The sequence below is a fragment of the Faecalicoccus sp. genome (assembly GCF_036552745.1).
GTDB lineage: Bacteria > Bacillota_I > Bacilli_A > Erysipelotrichales > Erysipelotrichaceae > Faecalicoccus.
Genome location: NZ_JAXKBY010000215.1, coordinates 1 through 2805, shown reverse-complemented (window position 1 = coordinate 2805; position 2805 = coordinate 1). Strand labels below are relative to the sequence as shown.

4 protein-coding genes are annotated in these 2805 nt (G+C 35.1%); all 4 read left to right on the top strand.

The window, feature by feature from the left end; all coding sequences use genetic code 11:
• Positions 1-132 precede the first annotated feature (132 nt).
• The 4 genes from U0M88_RS09885 to U0M88_RS09870 all read left to right on the top strand — a co-directional run bounded on the left by U0M88_RS09885 (position 133) and on the right by U0M88_RS09870 (position 2625).
• Entirely contained in the window at positions 133-1389 is a 1257-nt protein-coding gene (locus tag U0M88_RS09885; RefSeq protein ID WP_294687173.1) for a glutamate-5-semialdehyde dehydrogenase, read from the top strand.
• A gap of 267 nt (positions 1390-1656) precedes the next feature.
• On the top strand, positions 1657-1839 hold the full coding sequence (locus tag U0M88_RS09880) for a GNAT family N-acetyltransferase (protein WP_206198215.1): 183 nt from the start codon (positions 1657-1659) through the stop codon (positions 1837-1839).
• A 203-nt stretch (positions 1840-2042) separates the two neighbouring features.
• On the top strand, positions 2043-2378 hold the full coding sequence (locus U0M88_RS09875) for a DUF6442 family protein (protein WP_117446132.1): 336 nt from the start codon (positions 2043-2045) through the stop codon (positions 2376-2378).
• Between the two features lie 37 nt (positions 2379-2415).
• Positions 2416-2625, top strand: a complete 210-nt coding sequence (locus tag U0M88_RS09870) for a helix-turn-helix transcriptional regulator (protein WP_022789645.1) — start codon at positions 2416-2418, stop codon at positions 2623-2625.
• Positions 2626-2805: the final 180 nt, after the last annotated feature.

Genomic DNA, 2805 nt, shown 5'->3' with positions numbered 1-2805 from the left:
GCTGTAATTGTATAGAAACAAATCCACAGTGCAAAGCAAGTATATCAAATGGCCGTAAGATATACTTGACCAGGAACGGCCTAGAAAGAAAAAATCCATTCAGGTCTTCCTAAATGGATAATACGAGAAAGTATGAATTTAGAACAAATCGGGATTCAGGCGAAACAAGTCAGTTATCAATTGGCCTCTTTATCAACGGAACAAAAAAATCAGGCTTTACAGATGGTCAGTTCTTCTATATGGGAAAATAGGGGTGCAATCTTAGAAGCAAATCGTATTGATATGGAAAATGGGCGCAAAAAAAGATTAAGCGACGGCTTGTTGGATCGACTGCAACTTACAGAACAAAGAATTACGGATATGGCAAAAGCGGTATGGGATATAATCAAACTGGAAGATCCCGTTGGAGAAGTACTGGATGCCTATGACTTGGAAAATGGCTTACATATTGAAAAGAAGCGTGTACCCATCGGTGTGATTGGTATCATTTATGAAGCCAGACCAAATGTGACTTTAGATGCCTTTTCCATTTGTTTTAAAACGGGCAATGCCGTGATCTTAAAAGGGGGCAGCGATGCGATCCATTCCAATATTGCCATCACAAAAGCCATACAGGAAGGACTGAAACAAGCCGGTGTTTGTATAAATGCTATTCAATTTATTGAATCGACTTCGCATGAAGATACCCAGCGCTTTATGCAGATGACGGATTATGTTGATGTGATTATTCCAAGAGGTTCTAAACGACTGATTCAAAGTGTTATGCAGAACGCCAAGGTACCGGTGATTGAAACTGGGGCTGGAAATTGCCATATCTACATTGATGAAACGGCGGATATACAAAAAGCAGTGGATATTGTCTTTAATGCCAAGACCCAACGAATCGGTGTGTGTAATGCCGCAGAATCTTTATTAGTACATAAAAATATAGCAGCCCAGGTTTTGCCCCTGGTACAAAAAAAATTGAATGAAAAAGAGGTTTTGTTGAAATGCGATGAAATAAGCTATGACATCTTAAAAAATCAACCGGGGCGCATTGAGCATGCCACTAAGGAAGACTGGAGCATGGAATATTTGGATTATGTGATGTCGGTAAAAGTAGTGAAGGATGTTGAACAGGCTATTCAACATATTAACCGTTATTCCACCAAACATTCCGAAAGTATCATTACCGAGTCTAAGGAAAATGCACTTCGTTTTTTAAATGAAGTGGATTCGGCTTGTGTATATTGGAATGTGTCTACCCGTTTTACCGATGGCGGAGTATTTGGTTTTGGTGCAGAAATTGGTATCTCCACCGGAAAGATTCATGCTCGTGGACCGATGGGGTTAAAAGAGATGACATCCTACAAATACCAGATCAAAGGGGATGGACAAATACGTTCATAGAAATAAACTTTCTAAAAAGGCAGTTTTTTCTTTAAAGGAAGGAAATAACATGCAACCTACATTACAAAAAAGGAGATAAATACACTGCGTCAAATATCAATAGAAACATATTATGATACATTTGCATCGATGAATACAGTAGAAACTATGCAAGCGTATTTAGAAATTGCGTTTGTAAAAGATAAGTTAGAACAAGAACAGGATGAAAAAATTCTTTATTTATGTTTTTGAAGAAAAAAGAAGAAATAGCTGGATATTTAAAGTTGATTGGCACAGACGGATATACACGATAAAGTTTCCTTAGAAATTGAAAGAATCTATGTACGAAGAAAATTTCAAGGACAAGGCTTTGGTACGTATTTGATGGAAAATGCAATCCAAATTGCTTTACAAAGAAAGAAGCGTTATATTTGGTTAGGCGTATGGGAGAAAAACGACAAAGCTTTATGATTTTATCAAAAACATGGCTTCTATCAAATAGGAAGACATTACTTTGTCATGGGTCAAGAAAAACAAACAGATTATGTGTTATAAAAAGACTTATAGTCATATTTATCCTCTTTTTTAACCATTCTATCCATTAATTTTGACAAGTAAACTTGGTATAAAGTATATTATAAGTGACAAGAGAACTTGACAAAGAAGGTGATGATATGAAAAAAGAAGAAATCTTAGAACGTAGTCGAAAGGAAAATCAAAATGGAGATGAAAGAGAGAAAATGCAGATTCAAATATCAGAGAATCGAGGTTTTACAGTAACTGCATTTCTGGCTGCTTCTTTGATGCTTATTGGTTCAGGTGATGTATTTTTATTTGGCAAATCCATACCTTTTAATATCTTGATGAGTTTTATTTTTATTTCAGGTGTAACTGTAGATTTCTATTCAAAATATAAGTTTTTTCGAAAGAAGAAATATTTAGTCCGTTTCTTATTTTCTCTTTTACTGGTTCTTGCGGTTTTTATTAAATTCGTATTTGAGTCTCAGTAAAGAATGGTATGTAGCATATATTGGGGTATGGTAAATTATGCAAAATGAATTGATCTTAAAAAATCATTTAAAAGAGATTCGGCAGAAAAAAGGATTATCGCAAGCAGCTTTAGCCTCGATGGTTGGCGTATCTCGCAATACAATCAGTTCGATTGAAACCGGGCAGTTTAATCCTACAGCTAAGCTGGCATTGATCCTTTGTATTGCGCTGGATCAAAAATTTGAAGATTTATTTTATTTTGACTAATAATACACAAGGAAGGTCGATAAGATCTTCTTTTTTTTGTTAGATACAAATCCATATTAAAACGCTAAATTCAACTAAAAAGTTGATGTAGAGAATTAAAAATGATGTTTTTTAGTTTTGATAGAGTGTAAACACATCAATTGGCAGCTCAAAAGAACATATGTCTTTTGTCACAAAGGG

Excerpts from the sequence above, each read along its gene's own strand:
- U0M88_RS09885 (WP_294687173.1), top strand. The coding sequence starts at position 133 with ATGAATTTAGAACAAATCGGGATTCAGGCGAAACAAGTCAGTTATCAA.
- U0M88_RS09870 (WP_022789645.1), top strand. The coding sequence starts at position 2,416 with ATGCAAAATGAATTGATCTTAAAAAATCATTTAAAAGAGATTCGGCAG.
- U0M88_RS09875 (WP_117446132.1), top strand. The coding sequence starts at position 2,043 with ATGAAAAAAGAAGAAATCTTAGAACGTAGTCGAAAGGAAAATCAAAAT.